At 54.9% G+C, this 319-nt stretch carries 1 protein-coding gene; it reads left to right on the top strand.

The window, feature by feature from the left end; genetic code table 11:
* The coding region (locus tag R0J87_RS19200; RefSeq protein ID WP_498888234.1) for a VOC family protein at nucleotides 1-319 on the top strand (319 nt) is incomplete at both ends.

The following is a 319-nucleotide window of genomic DNA, read 5'->3' as shown; positions in this document are numbered from 1 at the left end:
ATATTGAATGGCTGGCGATCGAAGATGAACGTGTAGCAGGGAGGTCTGGACATCCGCTAGTCGAGCAGCTGCGCCATGATGAGGAAGGCTTCGGCACGATTTGCCTGCGTTCTGATGACCTGGACCAATTGGCCTCGCAGATTGAAGCTCGGGGATTCCGGACAATCGGGCCGACGAACGCTGAAAGGCTGACGGATACAGGCGAAATCATCCGCTGGCGTCTGCTTTTCATCGACCAGCCGATTTCCTCTGATTTGCCTTTGCCGTTCTTCATTGAATGGGAAGAACCGGATGAAGCACGCCTTGCCGGCTTGAAACG

The organism is Halomonas sp. SIMBA_159 (assembly GCF_046536035.1).
Classification (GTDB): Bacteria; Pseudomonadota; Gammaproteobacteria; order Pseudomonadales; family Halomonadaceae; genus Vreelandella; species Vreelandella venusta_A.
This window is presented reverse-complemented; position numbering and strand designations above follow the sequence as displayed.